28 protein-coding genes, 2 tRNA genes and 1 pseudogene are annotated in these 25911 nt (G+C 53.5%); 23 read left to right on the forward strand and 8 right to left on the reverse strand.

Annotated elements, in window-relative coordinates:
- Positions 1–13: 13 nt before the first annotated feature.
- From ACB496_RS15595 to ypdK, 15 genes and pseudogenes are all read left to right on the forward strand, one after another.
- A complete protein-coding gene (locus ACB496_RS15595) occupies positions 14–484 on the forward strand; it encodes a hypothetical protein (RefSeq protein WP_371973028.1) in 471 nt (156 codons plus the stop codon).
- A gap of 58 nt (positions 485–542) precedes the next feature.
- Positions 543–1055 (forward strand): DUF4234 domain-containing protein, encoded by a 513-nt coding sequence (locus tag ACB496_RS15600; protein WP_371973029.1) that lies wholly within the window; start codon positions 543–545, stop codon positions 1053–1055.
- 79 nt (positions 1056–1134) lie between these two features.
- On the forward strand, positions 1135–1359 hold the full coding sequence (locus ACB496_RS15605; protein ID WP_371973030.1) for a hypothetical protein: 225 nt from the start codon (positions 1135–1137) through the stop codon (positions 1357–1359).
- Positions 1360–1414: 55 nt separating this feature from the next.
- The gene (locus tag ACB496_RS15610) at positions 1415–1648 is read left to right on the forward strand and encodes a DUF905 domain-containing protein (protein WP_371973031.1); all 234 of its coding nucleotides are present in this window, start codon (positions 1415–1417) and stop codon (positions 1646–1648) included.
- 107 nt (positions 1649–1755) lie between these two features.
- Complete coding sequence (locus ACB496_RS15615; RefSeq protein WP_371973032.1) at positions 1756–2577, forward strand: DUF932 domain-containing protein; 822 nt, start codon at positions 1756–1758, stop codon at positions 2575–2577.
- Between the two features lie 79 nt (positions 2578–2656).
- Positions 2657–3136 carry an antirestriction protein gene (locus ACB496_RS15620; protein ID WP_371973033.1) on the forward strand — a complete coding sequence of 160 codons (480 nt, stop codon included), beginning with the start codon at positions 2657–2659 and terminating at the stop codon, positions 3134–3136.
- An 11-nt stretch (positions 3137–3147) separates the two neighbouring features.
- Positions 3148–3627, forward strand: a complete 480-nt coding sequence (radC, locus tag ACB496_RS15625) for a RadC family protein (protein WP_371973034.1) — start codon at positions 3148–3150, stop codon at positions 3625–3627.
- Positions 3624–3734, forward strand: a pseudogene (locus ACB496_RS15630) (DUF987 family protein); the annotation flags it as partial. The gene radC and the pseudogene ACB496_RS15630, both read left to right, overlap by 4 nt.
- Before the next feature lie 42 nt (positions 3735–3776).
- The gene (locus ACB496_RS15635; RefSeq protein ID WP_371973035.1) at positions 3777–4136 is read left to right on the forward strand and encodes a type IV toxin-antitoxin system YeeU family antitoxin; all 360 of its coding nucleotides are present in this window, start codon (positions 3777–3779) and stop codon (positions 4134–4136) included.
- A 35-nt stretch (positions 4137–4171) separates the two neighbouring features.
- Positions 4172–4549, forward strand: a complete 378-nt coding sequence (locus tag ACB496_RS15640; RefSeq protein WP_371973036.1) for a TA system toxin CbtA family protein — start codon at positions 4172–4174, stop codon at positions 4547–4549.
- The gene (locus tag ACB496_RS15645) at positions 4546–5037 is read left to right on the forward strand and encodes a DUF5983 family protein (protein WP_371973037.1); all 492 of its coding nucleotides are present in this window, start codon (positions 4546–4548) and stop codon (positions 5035–5037) included. The genes ACB496_RS15640 and ACB496_RS15645 overlap by 4 nt, the downstream gene beginning before the upstream one ends.
- 29 nt (positions 5038–5066) lie before the next feature.
- Complete coding sequence (locus ACB496_RS15650) at positions 5067–5270, forward strand: hypothetical protein (protein WP_371973038.1); 204 nt, start codon at positions 5067–5069, stop codon at positions 5268–5270.
- 74 nt (positions 5271–5344) lie between these two features.
- Positions 5345–6193 carry a DUF4942 domain-containing protein gene (locus ACB496_RS15655; protein ID WP_371975248.1) on the forward strand — a complete coding sequence of 283 codons (849 nt, stop codon included), beginning with the start codon at positions 5345–5347 and terminating at the stop codon, positions 6191–6193.
- Between the two features lie 412 nt (positions 6194–6605).
- Complete coding sequence (lpxP, locus tag ACB496_RS15660) at positions 6606–7565, forward strand: kdo(2)-lipid IV(A) palmitoleoyltransferase (protein WP_100779400.1); 960 nt, start codon at positions 6606–6608, stop codon at positions 7563–7565.
- Between the two features lie 357 nt (positions 7566–7922).
- Positions 7923–7994: a membrane protein YpdK gene (gene ypdK, locus ACB496_RS15665; protein WP_099458937.1), complete on the forward strand. Its 72-nt coding sequence runs from the start codon at positions 7923–7925 to the stop codon at positions 7992–7994.
- A gap of 63 nt (positions 7995–8057) precedes the next feature.
- Here the strand turns inward: ypdK and alaC are convergent, their stop codons facing one another.
- The gene (gene alaC, locus ACB496_RS15670) at positions 8058–9293 is read right to left on the reverse strand and encodes an alanine transaminase (RefSeq protein WP_100779399.1); all 1236 of its coding nucleotides are present in this window, start codon (positions 9291–9293) and stop codon (positions 8058–8060) included.
- Positions 9294–9679: 386 nt separating this feature from the next.
- Here alaC and ACB496_RS15675 point away from each other — a divergent pair, with 386 nt between their 5' ends.
- The gene (locus ACB496_RS15675; RefSeq protein WP_371973039.1) at positions 9680–11377 is read left to right on the forward strand and encodes a LytS/YhcK type 5TM receptor domain-containing protein; all 1698 of its coding nucleotides are present in this window, start codon (positions 9680–9682) and stop codon (positions 11375–11377) included.
- Positions 11378–11389: 12 nt separating this feature from the next.
- Complete coding sequence (locus ACB496_RS15680; protein WP_371973040.1) at positions 11390–12127, forward strand: LytR/AlgR family response regulator transcription factor; 738 nt, start codon at positions 11390–11392, stop codon at positions 12125–12127.
- A 36-nt stretch (positions 12128–12163) separates the two neighbouring features.
- Here the strand turns inward: ACB496_RS15680 and glk are convergent, their stop codons facing one another.
- Complete coding sequence (gene glk, locus ACB496_RS15685) at positions 12164–13129, reverse strand: glucokinase (RefSeq protein WP_123427158.1); 966 nt, start codon at positions 13127–13129, stop codon at positions 12164–12166.
- Between the two features lie 205 nt (positions 13130–13334).
- On the opposite strand from glk, the gene ACB496_RS15690 reads away from it, so the two are divergent.
- On the forward strand, positions 13335–14570 hold the full coding sequence (locus ACB496_RS15690; protein ID WP_371973041.1) for an ion channel protein: 1236 nt from the start codon (positions 13335–13337) through the stop codon (positions 14568–14570).
- Here the strand turns inward: ACB496_RS15690 and ipdC are convergent, their stop codons facing one another.
- The gene (gene ipdC / locus ACB496_RS15695; RefSeq protein ID WP_371973042.1) at positions 14571–16229 is read right to left on the reverse strand and encodes an indolepyruvate decarboxylase; all 1659 of its coding nucleotides are present in this window, start codon (positions 16227–16229) and stop codon (positions 14571–14573) included. It lies immediately after the preceding gene.
- A 183-nt stretch (positions 16230–16412) separates the two neighbouring features.
- Here ipdC and mgrA point away from each other — a divergent pair, with 183 nt between their 5' ends.
- Together mgrA and ypeC are read left to right on the forward strand one after the other, a co-directional pair.
- Positions 16413–17411 carry an L-glyceraldehyde 3-phosphate reductase gene (gene mgrA / locus ACB496_RS15700; RefSeq protein WP_371973043.1) on the forward strand — a complete coding sequence of 333 codons (999 nt, stop codon included), beginning with the start codon at positions 16413–16415 and terminating at the stop codon, positions 17409–17411.
- A 125-nt stretch (positions 17412–17536) separates the two neighbouring features.
- Positions 17537–17881, forward strand: a complete 345-nt coding sequence (gene ypeC / locus ACB496_RS15705) for a DUF2502 domain-containing protein YpeC (protein ID WP_100779391.1) — start codon at positions 17537–17539, stop codon at positions 17879–17881.
- A 58-nt stretch (positions 17882–17939) separates the two neighbouring features.
- On the opposite strand, the gene ACB496_RS15710 is transcribed toward ypeC, so the two are convergent.
- Positions 17940–19178 (reverse strand): Nramp family divalent metal transporter, encoded by a 1239-nt coding sequence (locus ACB496_RS15710; protein WP_371973044.1) that lies wholly within the window; start codon positions 19176–19178, stop codon positions 17940–17942.
- A gap of 351 nt (positions 19179–19529) precedes the next feature.
- Between ACB496_RS15710 and nupC the strand changes: the two genes are divergently transcribed.
- Complete coding sequence (gene nupC / locus ACB496_RS15715; protein ID WP_100779389.1) at positions 19530–20717, forward strand: nucleoside permease NupC; 1188 nt, start codon at positions 19530–19532, stop codon at positions 20715–20717.
- Between the two features lie 40 nt (positions 20718–20757).
- Here nupC and ACB496_RS15720 read toward each other — a convergent pair whose 3' ends face one another.
- The 3 genes from ACB496_RS15720 to ACB496_RS15730 form a co-directional block, all read right to left on the reverse strand.
- Positions 20758–22953: an EAL domain-containing protein gene (locus ACB496_RS15720; protein WP_371973045.1), complete on the reverse strand. Its 2196-nt coding sequence runs from the start codon at positions 22951–22953 to the stop codon at positions 20758–20760.
- Positions 22954–23165: 212 nt separating this feature from the next.
- A tRNA-Ala gene (locus tag ACB496_RS15725) sits at positions 23166–23241 on the reverse strand.
- A gap of 38 nt (positions 23242–23279) precedes the next feature.
- A tRNA-Ala gene (locus ACB496_RS15730) sits at positions 23280–23355 on the reverse strand.
- Positions 23356–23572: 217 nt separating this feature from the next.
- Here ACB496_RS15730 and ACB496_RS15735 point away from each other — a divergent pair.
- On the forward strand, positions 23573–23935 hold the full coding sequence (locus ACB496_RS15735) for a YfeC-like transcriptional regulator (protein WP_100779387.1): 363 nt from the start codon (positions 23573–23575) through the stop codon (positions 23933–23935).
- Between the two features lies 1 nt (position 23936).
- Positions 23937–24332, forward strand: a complete 396-nt coding sequence (locus ACB496_RS15740; protein ID WP_371973046.1) for a YfeC-like transcriptional regulator — start codon at positions 23937–23939, stop codon at positions 24330–24332.
- 50 nt (positions 24333–24382) lie between these two features.
- Here the strand turns inward: ACB496_RS15740 and gltX are convergent, their stop codons facing one another.
- Entirely contained in the window at positions 24383–25798 is a 1416-nt protein-coding gene (gltX, locus tag ACB496_RS15745; protein ID WP_371973047.1) for a glutamate--tRNA ligase, read from the reverse strand.
- Between the last annotated feature and the right edge of the window lie 113 nt (positions 25799–25911).

Raw genomic sequence — 25911 nt, forward strand, 5'->3', positions numbered from 1 at the left:
AAGGAAGAACACCATGCGATTCATGCACGCCATCCTGTCAGCAGGATTACTGACCTTTGCCATCACGGCACACGCGGTTTCCAATATGTGGAGCAGTGGCTTCGGTATGGGCGTCACCGAGTACATCATCACCAGCCCGGAAAACGTCATGCTGAATCTCAACTGCACCGGCAACCCTGACGACCAGAACATCCTGCAGCATCACGTCATGCTCACCCTGCCTGACGGCAGTGGTGCCGATTCACAGGATGAGAAAACCGCCATCACCGTCGTCACGGATGACCAGCCATTCCCGCTGCCGTCATCTCTGGGCTGGCGTAACGGCGACAACGCCTGGCTCTCGTTCATTGATGCCATCAGAAAGGCAACCTCGTTTGAGATTTACGTCAACGAAAAAAAGGTGGGGCATTTTTCCCCTTCAGCCGGAAACGTCCACAAGGTTCTGGCTGATATGCCCGAATGCACGACACTCACCGCCGGGTGACTCCCCTTCAGCATGATTTCCCCCTGTTTACAGCAAAATCAATCAAGGACAATACGATATGACCGACATCTCGACACTCAGCCAGCGACTGGCAACACCAACGCTCACTTTTGTGCTGCTCACTGTCGCTACCTGCGGCATCTGGCCGTTACTGTGGTTGTATAAAAAGCAGGACATCATCAGCGACACCACCGGGTATCCGGTTTGTGGCAACCTGTTTATCATCTGGCTCGCCGTCTGTTTTGGTCTCAGTCGACAGTTCGGTGTGATGGCCTCACCGGACCTGGCGGGTTACGACACGGGCAGTGACACGCTGCTGGTACTGAGCGGCATTCTGTCGCTCGCTTGTGGCGTGATGTATATCGTCTGGGCCTTTAAGGCCAGAGCCGCACTGCGACACTATGCGCTGAACACCTTCCGCTTCGACCTCAGAATGAATGCGTTCTACACCGTACTCTTCAATGTCTTCTACATCACGTACTGCATCAACGACATGCCGCAGGCACTGGCGAAACACCGGATTATTCATGGTCAGATCCCCATGCCGCCGGAGTCTCCGTCACCGCAGTAACTCAGCTCTCCTCTATTTACCCGGCAGGGGCATCCGTGAATGCCCCCATCCGTCCGGGTCCCCTCTGAGATTTAACTCAATGACATTACTCAACATACTGGTCTCTGCACTGGGCCAGATACTGATATGTTTCGCCAGCAGTCGGGCACAGCAGTTTGTGGAAGACCACTTTCGCGAAGCAGGTTACGACGAAGACAGCATTTATATCGCCAGACAGACGGCAGCCCTGCTGGCAGGTGCCTTAATCGCAGCGCTGATGGAGCAGATACTGCAGCTTATCGCCACACCAGGAGCCTCCCGTTGATGCCCTGCTCACTGAGCGGGGCATTTTGTTTTCGGTCATTCATCAGGAGATGACGATGCACAACACCGACGATACCCCCCTACCGTCCGGTCCGTTTACCCGCAGGCAGGCCGATGTCGTGGTAGCGGCGTATCAGAACGTCGCCATAGAAGATGACCAGGGGACGCATTTTCGGCTGGTCATTCGCGACCACGAGGAACAATTACTCTGGCGGGCGTGGAATTTTGAAGCCGGTGCCGGGGAATGGCTTAACCGTTATCTGCTCAGCCACGGTATCCCCGGTGACTGACTCACCACGGGCCTCGCCCAAATGCCAACCACACCAACAGGCCATGTTCCCTTCGGGGCACATGGCTTTTTTGTTTATGCCGTTACATCAACCATAAGGAATTGACCATGCGCTTAGCCAGCCGTTTTGGACGGACGAACCAGATACGCCGCGATCGTCCCTTAACCCGTGAAGAACTGATGCAGCATGTCCCCAGCGTCTTCAGCGAAGACAAACACACATCACGCTCAGACCGGTACTGCTATATCCCGACCATCACCCTGCTGGAAAACCTGCAGCGCGAAGGATTCCAGCCGTTCTTTGCCTGCCAGTCACGCGTTCGGGACCCTGATCGTCGTGAGCACACAAAGCACCTGCTGCGCTTACGCCGGGCGGGTCAGATAAACGGTCAGCACGTGCCTGAAATTATTATTTTAAACAGTCACGATGGCGCGTCGAGTTTTCAATTATTGCCGGGGATTTTCCGAAGTGTGTGTACCAACAGCCTCGTCTGCGGGCAGTCGTTTGGTGAAATCAGAGTGCCGCACCGTGGCGATATCGTCGGGAAAGTGATTGAGGGCGCTTATGAGGTGCTCAGCGTTTTTGACCGGGTGGAAGCGAAGCGCGAGGCCATGCAGTTACTTCAACTACCACCGCCAGCACAACACGCCCTGGCCGAAGCGGCGCTGACATACCGTTTTGGCGAAGAACACCAGCCAGTCACGGCATCCCAGATACTGACACCCCGACGCTATGAAGACAGGCAGAACGACCTGTGGACAACCTACCAGAGACTGCAGGAGAACCTGCTGAAAGGCGGTCTGCCCGGACGTACCGCGAAGGGCAAACGCAGCCACACCCGCGCCGTTAACGGCATCGACGGCGACGTAAAGCTCAACCGCGCACTCTGGGTCATGGCCGAGAACATGATGGATTTACTCGGCAAATAAACATCCGCATCACGCCACCTCAATCCATCGTCAACCCTTTATCGCCATTCAACGCATTCATGCACAAGGAAAAACGCAAATGACCGACATCATTAATCTTAACGAGACTTCCCTGTTACTGCCGCAACCTGTTGCTGATAACACCCCGCCCGTCCTGACCGCTACGCTTATACCGGATGAGCAGCGCATCGGCTTCTGGCCGCAGCACTTCGGACGCATACCGCAGTGGATAATCCTCGAACCGACCGTCTTCGCCTGGATGGACCGCTTCTGTGCAGACTACTGCGGGGGCATATGGAACTTTTATTCGCTGAGCAACGGCGGCGCATTTATGGCGCCGGAAGCAGAGAACGATGAGCCCTGGTCGCTGTTCAACAGCATGAACGGTAACGGCGGTGAACTCAGCGCTGAAGCCGCCGGGATTGCCGTCTGTCTGATGACTTACAGCCACCACGCCATGCGCACCGAATGCGACGCCACGACGGAGCACTATTACCGCCTGCGGGACTACGCGCTGGCGCATCCTGAATGCAGTGCCATCATGCACATCATCGACTGAGGTAAGCTGCTATGGAACAACAACTCCCGCTATTTGCCCGTGAATTACCCCCTTCAGAGCAGCAAACTGTCCGGGAAGCATTAACTCTGCTGGAACACCAGCTACGCGAACCCGGCGCGATATTTACGTCCAGCAATGCCGTCCGCGACTGGCTGCGTCTGCAGCTCGCTTCATTGGAGCGCGAAGAATTTACCGCGCTCTTCCTCGATAACCAGCATCGCCTGATAGCGCATGAAACGCTCTTCACCGGCACCATCAACCATACGCAGGTGCATCCCCGTGAAGTGGTGAAAGCGGGGCTGAAGCATAATTGTGCCGCCGTCATTGTGGCGCACTGCCATCCGTCAGGGGTTGCCGAACCCAGCAATGCCGACCGTCAGGTCACTACGCGTATTCAGCAGGCACTGGGACTGGTTGATATTCGTCTGCTGGACCACCTGGTGGTGGGCGGAATGGAAATCGTCTCCTTTTCTGAGAGAGGTTGGCTTTGAAAATCATCAGTAAACGCCAGGTAATGACGATTTACCGCCAGCATCCGCAGTCCCGGTTGTTTCGCTACTGTACCGGGAAAGACAAATGGTCCGTATGTCGTCTTACGCAGTGTCACGCTCAACTAACACCTGTTTAAGGAGTACTTCAGTTGTCGAATAAAACACCCACAACAACGCACGATATTGCCGAACCCTGGTGGGGTCTGAGACGCAACAGCATGCCCTGTTTTGGCGCGAGACTGGTACAGGAGGGCAACCAGTTGCATTACCTGGCTGACCGCGCCAGCATCACCGGGACGTTCAGCGAGGCGGATTTACGCCATCTCAATCAGGCATTCCCTGTGCTTTTGAAACAACTTGAACTGATGCTGGTTTCCGGTGAACTGAATCCCCGCCATCAGCACGGCGTCACGCTGCATGCGAAAGGGCTGACATGCGAGGCCGATAGCCTCGGCTCGCACGGGTACATCTATCTTGCGATTTATCCAACGCCCGCTACAACCGTATAACCCCCTGGCGTTTTCTGTTCTTACCGGAGTAAACAATGCAAAACCAGCAACCATCCTCCACTCGGGAGGCTCAGCCGCGTCCGTCGCCGGTAGAAATCTGGCAGCGACTTCTGAGCCACCTGCTGGGTCGTCACTACGGTCTGACGTTAAACGACACGCCCTTTGGCAGCGATGACGTGATTCAGGAGCATATCGACGCCGGAATATCACTGTGCGACGCGGTCAATTTTATCGTGGAAAAGTACGATCTGGTACGTACCGATCAGCGTGGTTTCAGTATCGAAGAACAATCACCGCTTGTCAGCAATATCGATATTCTCCGCGCCCGTAAAGCTACCGGGCTGATGACCCGCAACGATTACAAAGTGGTGACCGATATCACCACCGGCAACTATCACGAGGTGCAGCAATGAAACTCTCCCTCACAGTGGAAGCAGATGCTATCAACGTTCTGGCCCTCAACATGGGCCGGATTGCCGTGGATATTGACGGTATTGAACTAGCTGACCTAATCAATGTGGTGAACCAGAACGGTTATTCGCTTCGCATTGCTGATGCCCCCGGAAAGCTGATTGTTGAAGATACTCTCCCGGGAGTCACCCGCATAAACGGCATCCAGTGCAGCACCGCCCATATCACCGAAGCCGACAATACTCTGTTGTTTACCCTTTCACATCAGCATGAAGATTTTGGTGACTGCGAATGGATTTTGTACACCGGCTCAGGTTATCTGCTTTACCTGGGTGCGTGGTCGTTTCCGGTCTTGCGGCTCAAACGCCTGGGTCTGTCGAAAACCTGTCGTCGCCTGGTGGTGACGCTTATACGTCGCTACGCCGCTGGCATTGTTCATCTAGACGCCTTTGGCGAAGTGCTGCCGGGCTTCGCTACGTTTGACTGGTAGCTCAACCTCAATCCCCATAAGGTTTTCGCGTGCCAGAATTAACCACCGAAGCGGCTCTCAACATTCTGATTGACTGGCTGCAGGACAATATCAGCCGTGATACGGAGCTCATCTTCGACAACGACGATGACAATACCGACTCCGCAACACTGTTGCCCTGGACTGAACAGGTGCTCAGGGACGTTCGCGATCTCCGTCATCTTCAGCTTCTGCAACAGGCCAGCACTGATTAGCCTTCGAAGCATCACACCCCCATAAGCGCCAGCCCTCATCGGCTGGCGCTTTACTTTATATAAGGAAAGAAATGATGTCAGACCTTACCCTCACCGAACCAGACGTTTTAACCGGCCATACTGACGTGATTTGCTCTACCAGTATTGAACGTATCGTCACAGGACGTAACGCCGCACTTACGCAGATTGAAGTGCTCATTCAGCAACTGGACGATATCTCATCGCTGACCCGCAGCATCGGCGGTAAAACGGCCCTGGACTGGGCCATGAAGCAGGACTTCCGCTGCGGCTGCTGGCTCATGGAAAAAAGAGAAGCGGCGATGAAAGCCATTACACGCAATCTCGATCGCAGTATATGGCGGGATTTAATGAAGCAATCAGGGATGCTGTCGATTATGGATGCCCAGGCCCGTGAGCAGTGGTACAGCAGTCTTGAAAAGGACGATATTCCGGCTGTCAGTGAAGCCAATATCCTGAGCACCTTTGAACAACTGCATCTGAACAAAGGTGAGGTGTTTGAGCGCGGAGTTATAAATGTGTTCAAAAGCTTATCGTGGGATTTTAAGACGAATTCGCCCTGCAGGTTTGGCGCGAAAATAATCGTTAGCGGATTGGTCAAATGCGACCGGTGGGGATTTGGGCTTAACTGGGGCTGGCAGCGTGACCGGTTAGCGGACCTTGAGCGCATGTTGATGCTTCTCGATGGTAAGCTGGTTCCCGACAACCGTGCTGACATGACCCGTCGATTAGGGGACCATATCCATGAGAACAGACATTGCAACCGGTATGAGGATGAGATGTTTGCGATTAAGTATTTTCAGAAGGGAACAGCATACATTACGTTCAAACGACCAGAACTGGTTGATAAGCTGAATGGCATCATTGCCCGGCACTATCCTGGAATGTTATCTGCACGAAAATGAAAAATGCTAAAAGACAGTTGATTATTTCTGTTCAAATTTCCAAATCTAGGGGAATGCATTTGGGGGCCCTTTCGGGGGCCCAAATAGTTATTGAACAGTAAAATAACCATATTTTACAATAAACATACACACCAAATGCGATTCCTGCAGGGGACACTTTCCTGCCCAGATCAATGCACGCTCTCCCATGAAATATCCACCGCCACGGCTTTTCCCCCATGAGATACACTTAACTGAAACGATTCCTGATTCGGCCTTTTTCCAGTAAAAACAAGTCATAGAAAAGCGCGTATAAGGGTGCTAATCTACGCAGCCCGCCTTGTACCGAAAGTGGTCTGGCAGCGCCGTAAAGTTGGGTAAGGCCTGCAACGATAATCCAAAACTACGGTCTAAATCAGCACGTTGTAACGCAATGTTTGCGCTACCTTCTCTGGCTTCACATAGGTTCACTACTTTGTCTCAATGCAAATTCGAAAGTGCATTTTTACACCCACGTTACTGGCTCACATGGTTTGGCCTTGGCCTGCTTTGGGTGCTGGTTCAATTGCCCTACCCCGCTATACAAATTCTTGGCTCAAGTTTAGGCAGCGCTTCCCGTGTTTTTCTGAAGCGTCGGGAGTCTATTGCCCGCAGAAACCTTGAGCTTTGTTTTCCTGATTACAGTGTCGAACAGCGCGAGAAGCTGATCGCTGAAAACTTCAAATCCATCGGAATGGCGCTGCTGGAGACCGGTATGGCCTGGTTCTGGCCGGACGAGCGCGTGCGTAAATGGTTCGACGTTGAAGGGCTGGAAAACCTGAAACAGGTTCAGGCGCAAAATCGTGGCGTCATGGTGATCGGCGTGCATTTTATGTCGCTGGAACTGGGTGGCCGCGTGATGGGGCTTTGCCAGCCCATGATGGCGACCTATCGCCCGCATAACAATCTGCTGATGGAATGGGTACAGACGCGCGGCCGTATGCGCTCGAACAAAGCGATGATCAGCCGCAACAACCTGCGTGGGCTGGTGAATGCCCTGAAGAAAGGAGAAGCGGTATGGTTCGCGCCCGATCAGGATTATGGGCGTAAAGGCAGCAGTTTCGCCCCGTTCTTCGCGGTGAAAGATGTCGCCACCACGAACGGGACATTCGTTATCTCGCGTCTTTCTGGTGCGCCGATGCTGACGGTGACCATGGTCAGAAAAGCCGATAAGTCTGGCTATCGTCTGTTTATCTCTCCTGAGCTGCATAATTACCCACAGGATGAGCGCGAAGCCGCGACGTACATTAATAAAGTGATCGAAAGCGAAATCATGCGCGCGCCGGAGCAGTATCTGTGGGTGCATCGCCGGTTTAAGACCCGCCCTGTCGGCGAAACCTCCCTCTATATCTAGTCTCTTTATCAGGTTAGTTTCCCTAAGAAACTAACCTTTTCAGTCACCTGTAATCACCCGCCGTTACTTTCCATTCTCGCCTTCGCTCAACCTGTTTTATTACGCTGCGAAATTATACTGTCGCCGTTCCACGACACTCGTAAGTTACGGAAATGATACAAAAAAATGCCTCTTGTCACCCCCCATATTTAGGCGTACATTAGCGCCGTCTGGCAATAGGAACGCACAGAATTCTGGGCTGGTGTCATCGACGTAGCGGGATAATTCTTATTTCCGGTCTGGTCTGATTTCAGCTCTCTATACTCAGTTGGACTCTGTTTTTTTATGGCGTATCTATTGATGCGCGGAGCGATGAACGTGAAATATTTCTTTATGGGCATTTCGGTGATTGTTTTAGTGTGGGCCGGAACCTTTGCCCTGATGATCTGAGCGAAGAAAATACAGTTAAAAAAACAGGAGCCATTGGCTCCTGTTTTTTTATGCAAAATCCGACTAGTCAGATTCAGTCGAACTCTTCTTTTCCACCGGCAATAACCCGTCGGCGCGGAACATGCTTTTAATACCTCTCACCGCCTGACGAATGCGGTCGCTGTTTTCGATAAGTGCGAAGCGAACGTGGGTATCGCCATAGTCACCGAAACCAATGCCCGGTGAGACGCAGACTTTGGCATCCTGCAGCATCTTTTTCGCAAACTCCAGCGACCCCATTGCTGCATAGTGCTCCGGGATTTTGGCCCAGACGTACATAGAGGCTTTCGGCACCTCGACCATCCAGCCCGCTTCGTGCAGGCCTTTCACCAGCACATCGCGGCGGCGTTTGTACTGCGCGGCGATGTCATGCACGCACTGCTGATCGCCTTCCAGGGCAGCAATCGCCGCGACCTGCAACGGCGTAAAGGTGCCGTAGTCATGATAGCTTTTGATTCGCGCCAGCGCGTTGACCAGCGTTTTATTGCCAACCATAAAGCCGATACGCCAGCCAGCCATGTTGTAGCTTTTTGACAGGGTGAAGAACTCCACGGCCACGTCGCGCGCACCTGGCACCTGCATTATGGAAGGCGCTTTCCAGCCGTCAAAGACGATATCGGCGTACGCCAGATCGTGCACCACCAGCACATCATAGCGCTTCGCCAGCGCGACCACTTTCTCGAAGAACTCCAGCTCGACGCACTGCGCCGTTGGGTTCGACGGGAATCCGAGGATCATCATTTTCGGTTTCGGGTAGCTCTCACGAATCGCGCGTTCCAGTTCGTTGAAAAAGTCGACGCCCTCCACCAGCGGCACGGAGCGAACCTGCGCCCCTGCGATCACCGCACCATAAATATGGATTGGATAGCTCGGGTTGGGCACCAGCACCGTATCACCGTGATCGAGCGTCGCCAGCATCAGGTGCGCCAGCCCCTCTTTCGAACCAATGGTAACGATGGCTTCGCTTTCGGGATCGATATCCACATGATAGCGATCCTGATACCAGCGGGAGATTGCCCGACGCAAACGCGGAATCCCGCGAGAGGTGGAGTAGCCGTGTGTATCCGGGCGCTGCGCCACGGTGCACAGTTTTTCAACGATGTGCGGCGGCGTTGGCCCGTCAGGGTTACCCATGCTGAAATCGATAATGTCTTCGCCGCGCCGACGCGCAGCCATTTTCAGTTCAGCAGTGATATTAAAAACATAAGGGGGGAGACGATCGATACGCGTAAAACGGCGTTCAGGACTGAATTCAGCCATAGATTCCTCAGATTCACGTTAGCGCCCGGACCGTCCGAGCGACGCTGCCACGAATGTGGCGTGCTTAGAAAATAGCCTGATTCAAATCCGACTGTCGAGAGGGGAGTGAAAAAATAATGAGTCCCTTAAAACAGGAAGGGTGTTTCGGCTAAAAGCGGAAGTCGATTCGACAAAACTGCGTTGGCGATACCATTTTTTAACTCAATGATATCAATGGATTTACAAACAGTCTGCCGCTGATGGCTAACCCGCGACGTATCCAGGCAAAAAAGTGCAATCCCCTTTGAAATGGAGGGCTTTTCCCCATTTGAGAAATCAGAGGGATGTCTGGTCATTGTGCGCAAGGTTTCCTATCATAGATTTTTCCCGTTTTCCCAGGTTCACTCGTGCACGAAATATTCAATATGCTGCTGGCGGTCTTCGATCGCGCGGCATTAATGCTGATTTGTCTCTTCTTCCTGATCCGCATCCGGCTCTTTCGCGAGCTTCTGCACAAATCCGCCCACTCACCGAAAGAGCTGCTGGCCGTCACGGCAATCTTCTCTTTGTTTGCCCTGTTTAGCACCTGGTCCGGCGTGCGGGTGGAAGGTTCGCTGGTCAACGTGCGCATTATCGCCGTCATGTCGGGCGGCATTCTGTTTGGCCCGTGGGTGGGAATTATCACCGGCATTATTGCCGGTACGCACCGCTATCTGATTGATATCGACGGCGTCACGGCGATCCCCTGCTTTATCACCAGCATTATCGCAGGCGCGTTGTCCGGCTGGATCAACCGTAAAATCTCAAAAAAACAGCACTGGCGAGCGGGGATCGCCGCCGGGATGCTGTGCGAAACCCTCACCATGATCCTCGTGGTGGCCTGGGCGCCCACGGTTGAGCTGGGGCTGGATATCGTCTCCAAAATCGGCATTCCGATGATTCTCGGCAGCGTCTGCATTGGCTTTATCGTACTGCTGGTGCAGAGCGTTGAGGGGGAAAAAGAGGCCAGCGCCGCACGTCAGGCAAAGCTGGCGCTCGATATTGCCAATAAAACGCTGCCGCTGTTCCGCCATGTCAACGCGGAGTCGCTGCGTCAGGTCTGCGATATTATTCGCCGCGATATCCACGCTGATGCGGTCGCCATCACCAATATCGATCACGTTCTGGCCTATGTTGGCGTGGGAGAAGATAACTACCGCGATAATGACGATACTATCAGCCCGACCACGCGCCAGGCGCTTAATAACGGTAAAATCATCATTAAAAACAATGATGAGGCACATCGGACGCCTGAAATTCACTCCATGCTGGTTATTCCACTGTGGGAGAAAGGCGTGGTGACCGGCACGCTGAAAATTTACTACTGCCACGCGCACCAGATCACCTCTTCCTTACAGGAGATGGCGATTGGCCTGTCGCAGATTATCTCCACTCAACTGGAGGTGTCGCGCGCTGAGCAGCTGCGGGAAATGGCAAATAAGGCAGAGCTGCGCGCGCTGCAAAGTAAGATCAATCCCCATTTTCTGTTTAACGCCCTTAACGCCATCTCTTCGTCGATTCGCATGAATCCGGACACCGCCCGTCAGTTGATTTTCAATTTGTCGCGCTATCTGCGCTACAACATTGAGCTGAAAGACGATGAGCAGATCGACATCAAAAAAGAGCTGTACCAGATTAAAGATTACATCGCGATTGAGCAGGCGCGCTTTGGCGATAAGCTCACGGTTATCTACGATATCGATGAAGAGGTGCACTGCGTGATCCCAAGCCTGCTGATCCAGCCGCTGGTGGAGAACGCCATCGTTCACGGCATCCAGCCGTGTAAAGGCAAAGGCGTGGTGACCATTAGCGTGGAAGAGTGCGGGAATCGCGTGAGGGTGGCGGTGCGCGATACCGGCCACGGCATCGATCCCAACGTGATTGCGCGCGTGGAATCGAACGAAATGCCAGGCAATAAAATTGGTCTGCTGAATGTGCATCACCGCGTAAAATTACTGTACGGCGAAGGGCTGCATATCCGTCGCCTTGAGCCTGGCACGGAAATCGCTTTTTACGTCCCTAATGAACGGCTTCCCGTTCATACCCAGACGCTGTTGTTGCCTTAAACGGAGTGACCGATGAAAGTCATCATTGTGGAAGATGAGATCCTCGCCCAACAAGAATTAAGCTGGCTGATCAAAGAACACAGCCAGATGGAGATCGTGGGCACCTTTGAGGATGGGCTGGACGTGCTGAAATTTTTGCAGCATAACCGCGTTGACGCCATTTTTCTGGACATCAATATCCCGTCGTTGGACGGCGTGCTGCTGGCGCAAAATATCAATCAGTTCGCCCATAAGCCGTTTATTGTGTTTGTCACCGCGTGGAAAGAACATGCTGTAGAAGCCTTTGAGCTGGAAGCGTTCGACTACATTCTGAAGCCCTATCAGGAGTCGCGCATTGTCAGCATGCTGCAAAAACTGGAGCTGGCCTGGCAGCAGCAAAACAGCCCGGCTGTCAGCCCTGCGCCCACCGCCACGCGCGAAAATGACACCCTGAATCTCATCAAGGATGAGCGGATTATCGTCACGCCGATGGATGATATTTATTATGCGGAAGCGCACGAAAAAATGACGTTTGTTTATACCCGCCGGGATTCATTTGTCATGCCGATGAATATCACCGAGTTTTGCGCCAAACTCCCCGCCTCGCACTTTTTCCGCTGTCACCGCTCGTTCTGCGTCAATCTCAATAAGATCCGCGAAATCGAACCCTGGTTTAACAATACCTATATTTTACGGCTGAAGGATCTGGATTTTCAGGTGCCGGTGAGTCGCAGCAAGGTGAAAGAGTTCAGGCAATTAATGCATTTTTGACGCCCTCTCCAGAAAGAAGAGGGCGACGAGATGTAATCAGAGATACTGCCCCAGCGTTTGACGCAGATGCGCGCCAGAACCCAGCAGGCCTGGGTTGTCATGCACGATCAGGAAAACGGGGATATCCTGCACGTACGCTTTGAAACGCCCTTTGTCTTCAAAACCGCCGCGGAAACCAGACGCTTTAAAGAACTCGAGGAAGCGCGGCACTATTCCACCAGCGATATAGACGCCGCCAAAGGTGCCGAGATTCAGCGCCAGGTTGCCGCCAAAGCGCCCCATGATCACGCAGAACAGCGACAGCGCACGACGACAGTCGGTGCAGCTATCGGCCAGCGCGCGCTCGGTGACATCTTTCGGCTGCAGGTTTTCAGGCAGACGCCCATCGGATTTCACAATCGCACGATAAAGATAGACCAGCCCAGGTCCGGAGAGCACGCGTTCGGCGGAAACGTGCCCCAGCTCGGCGCGCAGCTCCTGCAAAATAATGCCCTCTTCTTCGCTGTTTGGCGCAAAGTCAACGTGACCGCCCTCGCCCGGCAGGCTCACCCAGCGTTTATCGACGTGAACCAGGTGCGAAACGCCAAGACCGGTCCCCGCACCGTAAACGGCAATCGGCTTTCCTTCAACCGGCTCGGCCCCGCCGAACTGAATCAGATGTTCAGGCTTGAGCATCGGGATCGCCATAGAAACGGCCGTAAAATCGTTAATAATTTCCAGATGAGCGAAACCGAGATTCTTTTTCATCTCGGCAATGGAAAAGGCCCAGGTGTGGTTGGTCATCGCCACCCAGTCACCGGTAATCGGGCAGGCAATGGCGATACAACCATCCTCGACGCTGACCTGACGCTCATCCAGATAGACGCGAACTACCGCTTCGAGGCTTGGATAATCCAGCCCTGAATAGGCCTTTGCCTGAGAGATTTCACCGGTATTAATATCGCATAGCGCCAGCCGGGCATTGGTGCCGCCCACATCGCCTACTAAAGCATATTTTGTCATTCTTCTACTGCTCCGCTAAAGTCAGAATAAATCTTTGGAACACTGTAAGTTCAAGGCGTGATAACAACAACGGCCTGAAGGCGAGTGGCCCAGGATTATCGATCTTCGTCACAGAATAACTTTACCGTTTCAGCACCTTTTGCACTATTGCCGTCAACCTGATTGTGCAAAGTCATGCTAATTATTTTTGTACAAGGAAATCATCATGCTCCATCCGCGCGCCAGAACCATGCTGCTGTTAGCAATACCTGCGCTGATTATTGGTATTGCGTCGAGTCTGGTGTTAATCGTGGTGATGAAAATCGCCTCGGTGCTGCAGACGTTATTGTGGTCTACGCTTCCGGGGCAGCTGGGTGTTGATGTGAGTTCTCCGGCGTGGATCATCCTGATGTTAACCCTGACCGGGCTGGCCGTCGGTCTGGTGATTCGCTTTAGTCCAGGACACGCCGGTCCCGATCCGGCGCTGGAGCCGCTCATCGGTGCGCCGGTCAATCCGATGGCGCTGCCGGGCCTGATTCTTGCGCTGGTGATTGGCCTCGCGGGCGGCGTGAGCCTCGGGCCAGAGCATCCGATCATGGCGGTGAATATCGCCCTTGCGGTGTACCTCGGCGCACGCATCCTGCCGCGCGTCGGCGCGCTGGACTGGACCATACTGGCGTCAGCGGGAACCATCGGCGCATTGTTTGGTACCCCCGTTGCCGCCGCACTTATTTTTTCTCAAACCCTGAGTTCTGATAACGACGTGCCACTGTGGGATCGCCTTTTCGCCCCACTGATGGCCGCTGCTGCCGGGGCACTGACCACCAGCCTGTTCTTCCAGCCTCACTTTTCGCTGCCCATCCCCCACTACGGACACATGCAGCTGGCCGATATTTTCAGCGGCGCGATTGTTGCCGCCATCGCCATCGCGCTGGGTATGGTCGCCGTCTGGTGCCTGCCGCGTCTGCACCTGCTGGTGCACAAACTGAAACACCCGGTGCTAATTCTGAGCGTGGGCGGATTTTTGCTGGGCATTCTGGGGGCTATTGGCGGGCCGATTACCCTGTTTAAGGGGCTGGACGAGATGCAGCAGATGGCGTTCAGCCAGGTGTTTAGCGTGTCAGACTATTTCCTGTTTGCGGTGGTGAAACTGGCTGCGGTGGTCGTGGCCGCCGCGTGCGGCTTTCGCGGTGGGAGGATCTTCCCGGCGGTGTTTATCGCCGTGGCATTGGGCCTGATGCTGCATGAGCACGTCGATGCAGTTCCGGCGGCAATTACCGTTTCCTGCTCAATTTTGGGTTTTGTGCTGGTAGTCACCCGCGATGCGTGGCTAAGCCTGTTTATGGCGGTGGTCGTGGTGCCGGATACCAATCTGCTGCCGTTGCTTTGCATTGTGATGTTGCCCGCCTGGCTCCTGCTGGCGGGCAAACCGATGCTGATGGCCTGGCGACCGAAGAAATAGTCAGGCACTATTTCGCGCCTCCAGTGCCTGAGTGATGGCGCTCAGCAGCGGAGGAATATCCTCTTTGGGCAGCATCACTTCGATCAGCGACAATTTTTCGCTGTGCGCGACCTTCTCAAGGATCTCCGCCAGCTGGACCGTTTCGCTCACCCGCCAGCACTCAGCCTGACCATTCTGGCTCAGGGCTTGCGGGAGCTGCGTCCAGTTCCACAGCGCGATATCGTTATAGCGCTGTTTCGGCCCGTGGATCGCCCGCTCAACGGTGTAGCCTTCGTTATTGAGCACCAGAATTACTGGATGCTGATTATCGCGCAGCATCGAACCCATCTCCTGAATAGTCAGCTGTGCCGCGCCGTCGCCGGTCAGGACGATCACCCGCCGGTCCGGACACGCCGTTTGCGCGCCGAAAGCGGCCGCCAGCGTGTAACCAATCGACCCCCACAGCGGCTGAACGATAAAGTTCACATCTGTAGGCAGGCGCAGCGCTGCCGCACCAAACGCGGAGGTGCCCTGGTCGGCGAGAATAATGTCGCCGGGACGAATGAAGGTTTGCAGCGTGTGCCAGAAATTATCCTGCGTGAGCGTGCCCTCATGATAGTGATGTTCGAGCGGTGCCTGGCGAGACGGCGCGGCGTGATCTTTGACATGCTGTTTACACAGCGCGGATAAGATCTCGACCGCTTTGCTCATCGGAATCCCGGTGAACCATCTCTCACCCACGCGGGCGGCGTGCGGCTGAACTTCGATCGTGCGGGCCGCAGGAAGATTGTGGGTAAATCCGGCTGTCAGCGTATCGGTGAAACGCGTGCCGACGCAGATGATAGTCTCGGCCTCTTCAATCGCCTCTCTCACCCCCTCCGCGCTCGCCGAGCCGCTGTAGGTGCCGTAAAAACCGGGCTGACGTTCGTCAAAGATCCCTTTGCCCATCAGCATGGTGGCGTGGGCCATCGGGGTGTCATTCACCCATTTCTGCAGCGGCGCTTTCAGGCCGTAACGCAGTACCAGGAAATCGGCCAACAATGCGGTTCGTTTGCTGCCAGCGATGCGTGCTTCCGCCGCATCGCGGAAGGCTTTAAGACAGGCGCTATCGGCGTGAGAGGTACGTTCGGTGAGAGCGTTTACAGGCGGTGTGGCCGGTTTTTTTGCCACGTCTGCAGGCAACATCAGGTACCCCGGGCGACGTTCCCGCAGCATGATCGACAACACGCGGTCGATTTCATAGCAGGCATTTTGCTCCGTGAGAATGGCCTGCGCCACGGTCACCGGCTCACTCATCCGATAGAAATGACGGAACTCTCCGTCGCCCAGCGTGTGGTGGAGCAGTTCGCCTTTTTGCTGGGCGGCACTCCCCGGCGCGCCCACGATATGCAGTACCGGCACATACTCCGCAAAGCTGCCGGCAACGCCATTCATGGCGCTTAACTCCCCCACGCCAAAGGTGGTGAGCAGTGCGGAAAAGCCCTTGCAGCGAGCATAGCCATCGGCGGCATAGGCGGCGTTTAATTCGTTGGCACAGCCCACCCAGCGGATGTCGGGGCTGTCGATAACATGGTCGAGAAACTGCAAATTGTAGTCGCCTGGCACGCCGAACAGATGTTCAGCGCCGCAGTGTTTTAGTCGTTCCAGCAGGTAATCGGCGACGCAATAGGGGGTTCGCATAACAGGTGTCCTTCTGACGTTGACCTCACTTTGAGTATTAAAGAAGCGTGATGACTGTCCAGGAATGGCAGTAAGAAGGCACTGGAAAGAATGTTTTACGGAAAATGGCGGTGTAATCTGATTTACTGCGCGTGAGTGTAAACGTATACACTGATGGATTATTTCCGGTAAGAGGGTCTGAGCATGGTTTTTGATGCGGATAAAATGCGTTATCAGTCAATGCAGTATCGTCGTTGCGGCCAGAGCGGTCTGAAGCTGCCCGCCATTTCACTCGGCTTATGGCATAACTTTGGCGATACCACCTTAATTGACACCAGTCGTCAACTTTTACAGCGGGCCTTTGAGCTTGGCATCACCCACTTCGATCTGGCCAATAACTATGGCCCACCTCCCGGCTCCGCAGAATCAAACTTTGGTCGCATTTTTCGGGAGGATTTTCAGCCTTACCGCGACGAATTAATTATCTCGACGAAAGCGGGATACACCATGTGGGATGGTCCCTACGGTGACTGGGGCTCGCGTAAATATCTGATTGCCAGCCTGGATCAGAGCCTGAAACGTATGGGGCTGGAATATGTGGATATCTTCTATCACCACCGCCCGGACCCGGAAACACCGCTGCGAGAGACGATGAAAGCCCTCGACCACGTCGTGCGACAGGGAAAAGCGCTGTATGTCGGCTTATCGAATTATCCGGCAGAACTGGCGCGAGAGGCGATTGAGATCCTGGACGATCTTGGCACGCCGTGCCTGATCCACCAGCCTAAATACTCGATGTTTGAGCGGGCGCCTGAACAAGGGCTACTGTCCGTACTGCAGGAAAAAGGGGTCGGCTGTATTCCGTTCTCTCCGCTGGCCGGGGGGCAACTGACGGACCGTTATCTGAATGGGATTCCAGCGGATTCACGCGCCGCCAGCGGCAGCCGATTCCTGAACCCGGATCAGATCACCGAAGAGAAAATCAGCCAGGTTCGCGAGCTGAACGCGCTGGCAGAAAGCCGGGGCCAAAAACTCTCGCAGATGGCGCTCGCCTGGGTGCTACGCCATGACGCAGTTACCACGGTACTGATTGGTGCCAGCAAAACGGCGCAAATCGAAGATGCGGTCGGCACACTGAAAAATCTCCACTTTACCGCTGACGAGCTGAATGCGATTCACGCGATCCTGAGCCGGTCAAAATAAAACCGTTTTTAGCAAAAAGTGCTCCCCTCCATGAATTAGGAGTTGAGGCGATTAAACGGGGCTTTACGGCCCCGTAATATTGCGTTAACAGGCCGTCTACGGCCCCGATCGTGAAGGAGAAGAGAATGTTCAGGTCACTGATTCTTGCAGCTGTATTAATGGCTTCAGCACCGCTGGTCGCTAATGCGGGCGAAATCACCCTGTTGCCATCAGTAAAATTACAAATTGGCGATCGTGACAATTATGGTAACTACTGGGACGGCGGTGGCTGGCGCGACCGTGATTACTGGCACCGCAACTATGAATGGCGAAAAGACCGCTGGTGGAGGCACGATAATGGCCGTCACCGTGGCTGGGATAACCGCAAAGCCTATGAACGCGGCTACCGCGAAGGCTGGAGCGACCGGGACGATCGTCGTGGCCGACCGGGTCATGGACGCGGCCATGGACACGGTGGTCACCATCACTAAGTACACATCACTCAATACAAAAAGGAGCCAACAGGCTCCTTTTTTCATCTCTGATAATTTACAGGCCCAGCGCAGTCCCAATCAGCAGCCACAGGTTCAGGGCCACCACCAGCACCACGATAATCCAGCCGATACGTTTGACCAGCCGGGTATTCACCAGATCGCCCATTAGCGTCTGGTTACTGGTAAAGATCAGCAGCGGCACCAGCGCCAACGCGATACCGAAGCTCAACAGCACCTGGCTCATCACCAGAATACGCGTCGGGTCCAGCCCCATCAGGATCACAATAAACGACGGCATCATCGTCACGGAGCGGCGTACCCACAGGGGAATATGGAAACGCACAAATCCCTGCATGACCACCTGCCCTGCCAGCGTCCCGACCACCGTTGACGAGAGGCCCGCTGCAACCAGGCTCAGACCAAAAATAGTCGCCGCCGCGTGGCTGAGAAGTGGTTCGAGCGTCAGATAAGCCTGATCGAGATCGGCGATACCGGTGTGGCCGCTGAAATGGAAAGCCGCTGCTGCCGTCGTCATCATCGCCAGATTCACAAACCCGGCGATGGTCATCGCGATACCGACATCCCATTTGGTAGCCGAATAACGCTCCCGGCGTGAGCCCTCGTGGGCGTGCTGCGTCAGCGAGGAGTGCAGATAAATCACGTGCGGCATAATGGTCGCACCCAGTACGCCCGCCGCGAGGAAGACCGCTTCTGACGTCGGCAGAGTAGGAATAATCATGCCTTTACCCAGCTGCGCCAGATTTGGCTGGGAGAAGATCAGCTCGACAATATAGGCCGCGGCGACAAACAGCAGCAAGCCGCCAATCACCAGCTCAAGCGGTTTTTGACCACGGCGCTGCAGCATTAAAATCAGGAAAGTGGCGATCCCGGTGAGCACCGCCCCCTGGAGTAGCGACACGCCCAATATCAGTTTAAAGCCGATGGCCGCGCCGATAAATTCCGCCAGATCGGTGGCCATGGCGATAATTTCGGCTTGCACCCAGTAAAACCACACCACCGGACGCGGATAGTGATCGCGGATCTGTTCAGCGAGGTTTTTCCCCGTCGCGATCCCCAGTTTTGCGGAGAGCACCTGAATGAGCATCGCCATCAGGTTTGCCCAGACCACTACCCACAGTAATTTGTAGCCAAAGCTCGCCCCGGCCTGAATGTTGGTCGCAAAATTACCTGGATCGATATAGCCAATGGCAGCGATGAACGCAGGTCCCATTAACGCAAACCTCAGCTTGCGCGCTGCTCTGCCACTGCTACCCTCTACGCGACTGTTTGTCATTTCTGCCTCTGGAAATATAGCCTTTGCTATGTTTCATGCTATCAAAATGAGAATGATTATCAAGATCATTTAGAAGGTTTATAGTGATTTCTCTGATAGCTCTGAACGATAGGTGGGGCGGATGCAATGAAACGATCTCACAGAGCGTGAAATCGCGCAGTCATTTGTGAAGCGTAGCACACAAACGTAACTTTTCACTCATTTACATAACATAACGGAAATGTATGGTTGATCACTATTTTTGAGACTCGTCACAGGATGTAACTATAGTGTGGTCTTGATCTCGTTTTCTTTGTGCTTGTTACATAGAATGTGCACGGAAATTAAACCTGCCTCATATTTGGAGCAAATATGGACCGCGTCCTTCATTTTGTCCTGGCACTTGTTGTCGTTACTGCACTTGCATTGCTGGTCAGCACAGACCGCAAAAACATTCGTATTCGTTATGTTGTACAGCTGCTCGTCATTGAAGTTTTACTTGCGTGGTTCTTCCTGAACTCCAACGTAGGCCTGGGCTTCGTGAAAGGCTTCTCCGAGATGTTCGAAAAACTGCTCGGATTTGCTAACGAAGGGACGAACTTTGTCTTCGGCAGCATGAACGATCAAGGCCTGGCGTTCTTCTTCCTGAAAGTGCTTTGCCCAATCGTCTTTATCTCTGCGCTGATCGGTATCCTGCAGCACATCCGCGTTCTGCCGGTTGTGATTCGCGCGATCGGTTTCCTGTTATCCAAAGTCAACGGCATGGGTAAACTGGAATCTTTCAACGCAGTCAGCTCCCTGATTCTGGGTCAGTCCGAGAACTTTATCGCGTATAAAGATATCCTCGGCAAAATGTCCCGCAACCGCATGTACACCATGGCGGCTACCGCAATGTCTACTGTATCCATGTCTATCGTGGGCGCATACATGACAATGCTGGAACCAAAATACGTGGTGGCTGCGCTGGTTCTGAACATGTTCAGCACCTTTATCGTGCTGTCGCTGATCAACCCGTACCGCGTTGACGCCAGCGAAGAAAATATCCAGATGTCTAACCTGCACGAAGGCCAGAGCTTCTTCGAAATGCTGGGCGAATACATTCTGGCAGGCTTCAAAGTGGCGATTATCGTGGCCGCAATGCTGATTGGCTTTATCGCCCTGATCGCTGCATTGAACGCCCTGTTCGCCGCTGTGCTGGGTATCTCCTTCCAGGGCATTCTGGGCTACATCTTCTACCCTGTTGCATGGGTGATGGGTGTTCCGGCTCACGAAGCGCTGCAGGTGGGCAGTATCATGGCCACCAAACTGGTTTCCAACGAATTCGTTGCCATGATGGATCTGCAGAAAATTGCCAGCACGCTCTCTCCGCGCGCGGAAGGCATTCTGTCTGTGTTCCTGGTTTCCTTCGCTAACTTCTCATCCATCGGCATCATCGCTGGTGCGATTAAAGGTCTGAACGAAGAGCAAGGTAACGTGGTTTCTCGCTTCGGCCTGAAACTGGTTTACGGTTCAACGCTGGTGAGCGTACTGTCTGCGTCTATCGCTGCACTGGTACTGTAATCAGAAATAAAAAAGCCGGGGGTTTGTGCCCCCGGCTTTTTTACGCCTCCAGTTCGGCAAGCGGCTGCGGTTTCCCAATCAAATACCCCTGCAGATAATCGACCCCGATCTCAAGCAACAGCTGTCGTTGCGCCGGTGTTTCAACAAATTCGGCCACCACATACAGGGATTTGGTCTTCGCCAGATTGCAAATCGACGCCACAATCGTCGCATCCATGCTGTCAGTACAGATATCTTTTACGAAACACCCGTCGATTTTGATGATGTCAGCCTGCAGGCGTTTTAGCCGTTCGTAGTTAGCGTATCCCGTACCAAAATCATCAATCGCAATTTTAAAACCATACTCGCGCATCTGCTGGATATTCTGGATGCTGGATTCTGAGTCCGAGAAGGCCTGCTCTTCCGTGACCTCCAGAATGACTGCCTGCGGCGCGATGGCGTAGCGCTCAAACAGGGCAATGATTTCGGCGGCGACGTCTTTTTGATTGAGCGTCATCGGCATCAGATTGACAGAAAAACGCGCACTGTTTGGCGGCGTGGCATGGGTGCTCAGCCAGACAAGCACCTTTTCCACCACGCAGAGGTCAAAACGATGACTCAGGTTGAACTGGGCAATCAGCGGGATGAAACGATCGGGGGTAATGATTTCGCCGTCGCTCTCCAGTCGGGTGAGGATTTCGTGGTAACCCTCACCCGCAGCATTCTGAATGGGCTGAGCATACAGACGCACGCCCCCCTCCTCCAGCGCCCGTTTTACCCGGCTCAGCATTAAGACGCGCTCCGTCGTTTGCCCTGAAACTCTCTCAACGCTATTCGTCAGCGCCAGCACTCTGTGCGTGACGCAGGATTGCTCTGAGAGCCAGCTCAGTTGTCCAAGCGTATGGTGAAGGTTTTCGCCATCCTGCCCTTCCAGCTCTCCCCAGGCTGCACCAAACTCGATGTCCAGCCCGGTGTTGTTCCAGTAAATCTTGCGGCTGTTCAGCAGATCGACGATGTGCTGGAGACGCTCTCCGGTGTCCGGGCCTGACAGCACCAGAATCAATTCACTGCCCGGCAGCTGGAAGAATTTTTCGTTCGCCTGCAGTAACGGCTGAACTGACGAGGTAATGGCTCGCTTACAGTAAATGCGCATCAACATCCCGTAATGGCGACTAAGAAACCCCAGATTTCCCATACGCAGACAGCAGATTTTGGCATCCGGATAGTGCTGCAAATAGTCTTCCAGGGCGCGCATATTGGCTAAACCAGTGAGCGGATCGGTTAGCGCCCTTTCGTGCCAGCCTTGCTTCAGCCACTCACTGCGGTGATAGATCCGCGACATGTACATCAAACAGATCGCGAAAGAGATCAGGACCGACAGGACAAATGCCAGCGCGTAGCCGTTCTGCACGCCATTCAGAAAGTTTTTGTTATAGGTCAGCAGCAAGAAAACGGAAATTGCCCAGCTCAGGGAAACAAGCGCGTAGCTCATCCGACTAATCGCGACGGTAAAAAGAATAAATATGAGGGGGACCAGATACCCGGAGATATAGTTTTCTTCAATTGGCGCGCACAAGATCAGCATCACCAGCGACAAACTCATCAGCCAGAGTAATGCAAATACGGGATTATTTTGAATAAGATACGGCTTAATGCTTCGTAACCAGAAGGTACGGGCATAGCGGGGATTAATTATCATTCTTAAGGGGTAATAGAACATCATCGTAAATATCAGGCTGGCACAAAACAGGCTCTGTATATCCACAATGTTATAAATTGGTGTCCCATCGCCAAAGAAGTTTGAAAGGGAAAGAGGGAAATCAAAGAAATAACCGGCTAAGTACATCGACACTTTTATGCCGAGGGGAATGGCGAATCCCAGCCAGAAAATGCGTATCCCGATATGCTGGTTAGGTAGCCCGAATCGCCAGCGCCTGCCCAGCAGGACGCGCACCACGCCGCAGGCTGCAAACACCGACGCCGTCTGACAAAAGAGGATAACGACCTGCTGAAGTATGGTTAACTGAAACTGATAGAGATTCGTTAACGCAAAACTGAAAATAATGGGAAGAATAGCGTGACGGCCAAACAAGAAGATCACTGCCAGCATCACGCTCAACGGCAGCCAGGCTAAATAGACGTAATGACCATCCAGAAAGGTTTTAGGGGAAATGTAGCGAGAAAAAGGAACAATCACCAGGCACAAGATTTGCGCTAGCATAAATAATTGTAAATTATTACGTAGGTGACTTTTCATTCTTAGCAAGGCGCTATTTCCCAGGCGAATAATTGGCTGAATGAATGGTAAGTTTATTAATTGAGCGAATCAAGTTTCCGGGTTTAAATGCTCCGATTTATTGATTTCGATAAAGGTCTGAGAGGTAAACATACACGTGTGGCAACAAAAAAGGCAGGAGTTGATAACAAACGCATAAAAAAACCCCCGCCTTTCGGCGAGGGTCTGAATTTTGGTGGAGCTAAGCGGGATCGAACCGCTGACCTCTTGCATGCCATGCAAGCGCTCTCCCAGCTGAGCTATAGCCCCACAGTTCTTTACGTTCCAAATTCTCCTGGATAAGAATTTGGTGGAGCTAAGCGGGATCGAACCGCTGACCTCTTGCATGCCATGCAAGCGCTCTCCCAGCTGAGCTATAGCCCCAACGTAAAGCTGTCGTGTTGACGGGCGGCATAATATGAATTCCACCGCAGAGTGTCAACGGCAAAATCAGCCCTTCCCTTTCAATCGTCGAAAAATCAGGCAAATGAATCACATTGCGAAGCTGCTCGCAGCCAGTAGTTAAACCTGTCACGTTTTCGCATAAAAGGGTGCTATAACATGAAGCACTCATTAACCCTACTAATATTCAGGTAATTGCATGATCAAGGAACGAATGACGCCAGAGGAGTTATCCCGGCTCACTGGTTATAGCCGACAGACCATCAATAAATGGGTACGAAAAGAGGGTTGGAAAACATCACCAAAGCCAGGTGTTCAGGGCGGTAAAGCGCGTCTGGTCCACGTTAATGAAAAGGTGCGCGAGTTTATCCGCAGCGCGTCTCGCATTACTGAAGACTCTCAGCCCGCTGAAAACGTGTCCGACACGAGTTCGCTCACTTCTCTCCTGCTGACCCTGGCCAATGAAATGACACCGGATGAGCAAAAGCAGCTAACCACTTTACTACTGCGGGATGGGATTACCGGATTGCTACAACGTTTAGGGATACGCGACCAGAGTTGATATGAAAAGATTACGGAGCAAGATGACCACGGAAGAGCTGGCTGATAGCCTCGGGGTCGCAAAACAAACAGTAAACCGCTGGATACGTAAACAAGGATGGAAAACGGAAGCGCTGAACGGCGTGAAAGGCGGCCGGGCCAGGCTCATCCATATCGATTCCCGCGTGCGTGAACACCTTATCAGTCTCCCTGCGATGCGTAGCCGCCAGGCTATTTATCAGCTCGCTGAAGCGTCCGTTGAGTATGGCGAGGTGAAAACGACCAGCCTGTTGCGTCAGGTGACGGCTCCACTTGAGAACATGACGCCAGTCGAACAAGAGAGGCTCGCTGTATTGCTGGCACGTGAAGGTATTCAGGGATTCCTTACCCGGCTCGGTATTGCTGAAGAAGAGGCATAAAAAAACGGCAGGATAACCTGCCGTTTTGCCGCTCGTTTGTTGCGGGGTGATTACTGCTGGCTTTCGCGCTCAGCAATAAAGCCCAGGGCTTTGTTAATACGCGCAACGCTGCGGGTTTTGCCAATCGCGTGAACAGTAACGTCCAAGCCCGGTGACTGACCCGCGCCGGTCACCGCCACACGCAGTGGCATACCGACTTTACCCATGCCCACTTCCAGCTCATCGGCCGTTGCCTGAATCGCATGATGAACGTTTTCTGCGGTCCAGTCGGTCAGTGCCGCCAGCTTATCACGCACCACTTCGAGTGGCTGACGCGCAACCGGACGCAGGTGTTTTTTTGCGGCGTCAGCATCAAACTCGTCAAACTCTTCATAGAAATAACGGCAGCTTTCCGCAATCTCTTTCAGGGTTTTGCAGCGCTCACCCAGCAGTTTGACCAGATCCGCCAGTTCCGGACCGGTACGGGTATCAATTTTTGCCTGCTCAATGTGCCACTGCAAATAGGTCGCAACGTACTCGGCTGGCATGGTGTTGATGTAGTGGTGGTTCAGCCACAGCAGTTTATCAGTGTTAAACGCACTGGCAGATTTGCTCACGGCATTCAGGGAGAACAGCTTGATCATCTCTTCACGGCTAAAGATCTCCTGATCGCCGCTGGACCAGCCCAGACGCACCAGGTAGTTCAGCAGTGCTTCTGGCAGATAGCCATCATCACGGTACTGCATCACGCTCACGGCACCGTGACGTTTGGACAGTTTTTTACCGTCGTCACCGTTAATCATCGACACGTGCGCATAAACCGGCACAGGCGCATTCAGCGCTTTCAGGATGTTGATCTGACGTGGCGTGTTGTTGATATGGTCTTCACCACGGATAACATGAGTGATTTCCATATCCCAGTCATCCACTACAACGCAGAAGTTGTAGGTCGGTGAGCCGTCGGTACGACGAATAATCAGATCGTCCAGCTCCTGATTGCTGAACTCAATCGGGCCACGGATCTGATCGTCAAAGATCACAGAGCCTTCCTGCGGGTTAGCAAAACGCACTACGCATGGCTCATCAGCAGCATGATGCTCATGGCTGTGGCGGCAGCGGCCATCGTAGCGAGGCTTATCGCCATTCGCCATTTGCTCTTCACGCAGCGCTTCCAGACGCTCTTTGGAGCAGTAACATTTATACGCGGTGCCTGCGACCAGCATTTCATCAATGACGGCGTTATAGCGATCAAAACGTTTCGTCTGGAAATATGGGCCTTCATCCCACTCCAGGTTCAGCCAGTTCATGCCATCCATGATGGCTTCAATAGCTTCCGGTGTGGAACGCTCGAGATCGGTGTCTTCAATACGCAGCACGAACTCACCGCCGTGGTTACGTGCAAAAAGCCAGGAATAAAGAGCAGTACGGGCACCACCGACGTGCAGATAGCCTGTCGGGCTGGGCGCGAAGCGAGTTTTGATTTTCATGAAATGGCCTTACGTTATAAAGATGCCGACGACCGGCAAATGCTGGGAAAAAAACAATGGGCAATATTCTATCACTGTGGGGCGATTCCTCAATGATGTTGCCTGATTGACAT

This window comes from Lelliottia nimipressuralis (assembly GCF_041464075.1).
GTDB lineage: Bacteria > Pseudomonadota > Gammaproteobacteria > Enterobacterales > Enterobacteriaceae > Enterobacter > Enterobacter nimipressuralis.

Bases quoted from the DNA above. Each gene is read 5' to 3' on its own strand.
- ACB496_RS15595 (WP_371973028.1), top strand. From the start codon at position 14: ATGCGATTCATGCACGCCATCCTGTCAGCAGGATTACTGACCTTTGCC.
- ACB496_RS15600 (WP_371973029.1), top strand. From the start codon at position 543: ATGACCGACATCTCGACACTCAGCCAGCGACTGGCAACACCAACGCTC.
- ACB496_RS15605 (WP_371973030.1), top strand. From the start codon at position 1,135: ATGACATTACTCAACATACTGGTCTCTGCACTGGGCCAGATACTGATA.
- ACB496_RS15610 (WP_371973031.1), top strand. From the start codon at position 1,415: ATGCACAACACCGACGATACCCCCCTACCGTCCGGTCCGTTTACCCGC.
- ACB496_RS15615 (WP_371973032.1), top strand. From the start codon at position 1,756: ATGCGCTTAGCCAGCCGTTTTGGACGGACGAACCAGATACGCCGCGAT.
- ACB496_RS15620 (WP_371973033.1), top strand. From the start codon at position 2,657: ATGACCGACATCATTAATCTTAACGAGACTTCCCTGTTACTGCCGCAA.
- radC (WP_371973034.1), top strand. From the start codon at position 3,148: ATGGAACAACAACTCCCGCTATTTGCCCGTGAATTACCCCCTTCAGAG.
- ACB496_RS15640 (WP_371973036.1), top strand. From the start codon at position 4,172: ATGCAAAACCAGCAACCATCCTCCACTCGGGAGGCTCAGCCGCGTCCG.
- ACB496_RS15645 (WP_371973037.1), top strand. From the start codon at position 4,546: ATGAAACTCTCCCTCACAGTGGAAGCAGATGCTATCAACGTTCTGGCC.
- ACB496_RS15655 (WP_371975248.1), top strand. From the start codon at position 5,345: ATGTCAGACCTTACCCTCACCGAACCAGACGTTTTAACCGGCCATACT.
- lpxP (WP_100779400.1), top strand. From the start codon at position 6,606: ATGTTTGCGCTACCTTCTCTGGCTTCACATAGGTTCACTACTTTGTCT.
- alaC (WP_100779399.1), bottom strand. From the start codon at position 9,293: ATGGCTGAATTCAGTCCTGAACGCCGTTTTACGCGTATCGATCGTCTC.
- ACB496_RS15680 (WP_371973040.1), top strand. From the start codon at position 11,390: ATGAAAGTCATCATTGTGGAAGATGAGATCCTCGCCCAACAAGAATTA.
- glk (WP_123427158.1), bottom strand. From the start codon at position 13,129: ATGACAAAATATGCTTTAGTAGGCGATGTGGGCGGCACCAATGCCCGG.
- ACB496_RS15690 (WP_371973041.1), top strand. From the start codon at position 13,335: ATGCTCCATCCGCGCGCCAGAACCATGCTGCTGTTAGCAATACCTGCG.
- ipdC (WP_371973042.1), bottom strand. From the start codon at position 16,229: ATGCGAACCCCCTATTGCGTCGCCGATTACCTGCTGGAACGACTAAAA.
- mgrA (WP_371973043.1), top strand. From the start codon at position 16,413: ATGGTTTTTGATGCGGATAAAATGCGTTATCAGTCAATGCAGTATCGT.
- ypeC (WP_100779391.1), top strand. From the start codon at position 17,537: ATGTTCAGGTCACTGATTCTTGCAGCTGTATTAATGGCTTCAGCACCG.
- ACB496_RS15710 (WP_371973044.1), bottom strand. From the start codon at position 19,178: ATGACAAACAGTCGCGTAGAGGGTAGCAGTGGCAGAGCAGCGCGCAAG.
- nupC (WP_100779389.1), top strand. From the start codon at position 19,530: ATGGACCGCGTCCTTCATTTTGTCCTGGCACTTGTTGTCGTTACTGCA.
- ACB496_RS15720 (WP_371973045.1), bottom strand. From the start codon at position 22,953: ATGAAAAGTCACCTACGTAATAATTTACAATTATTTATGCTAGCGCAA.
- ACB496_RS15735 (WP_100779387.1), top strand. From the start codon at position 23,573: ATGATCAAGGAACGAATGACGCCAGAGGAGTTATCCCGGCTCACTGGT.
- ACB496_RS15740 (WP_371973046.1), top strand. From the start codon at position 23,937: ATGAAAAGATTACGGAGCAAGATGACCACGGAAGAGCTGGCTGATAGC.
- gltX (WP_371973047.1), bottom strand. From the start codon at position 25,798: ATGAAAATCAAAACTCGCTTCGCGCCCAGCCCGACAGGCTATCTGCAC.